This is a genomic window from Vibrio sp. 1401, from assembly GCF_033340295.1.
On sequence record NZ_JAWOWF010000907.1, the window covers coordinates 1 to 501 of the forward strand.

A 501-nucleotide genomic window follows, 5' to 3' on the forward strand; every position below is an offset into this window, starting at 1 on the left:
CTTGTCGACAGGATCTTTGTAATCTAGGTAGAACTCATGAGAGACAATATCAGTATCGAGTTTAACTTCTAGTTCGATACCTTTAATCTCAGCTTCACCAATGTTTTGCATGCCCGCACCTTTCCAGATCAGCATGTTTTCAATTTGGTTGTAATACCCAGTTACAGTCCAATCAACAATCGATGCCACACCAGATAACGATAGTTCCGTGTTTTTTGTCTCTTCAGGCTTTAAGTTCGGCATTTCATAGCCAGGGTAATACAAGTCAACAAAGCTAGGCGCACGGAATGCAGTGCCGTGGCTCAGCGTTAATTCGTATCCTTCGTAAACTTTCCAACCTGCTGCGGTTTGCCACGTAGTGTTGTTGCCAAACTGGTTGTTTTCATCATTACGTACGCTGGCTTCGAAGGTCCATGCATTCAATGCATATTGAGCAATTGCGCTGATGCCAATGTTTGTTCTTGGGTTCTTCTCTGGGTTGTAGTCTTTCGCTGGTCCCCA

The 501-nt window shown here is 44.1% G+C and carries 1 protein-coding gene; it reads right to left on the minus strand.

Annotated elements, in window-relative coordinates; translation table 11 throughout:
* On the minus strand, window positions 1-501 hold a 501-nt coding region (locus tag R7Z77_RS28820; protein WP_318137495.1), incomplete at both ends, for a TonB-dependent receptor domain-containing protein.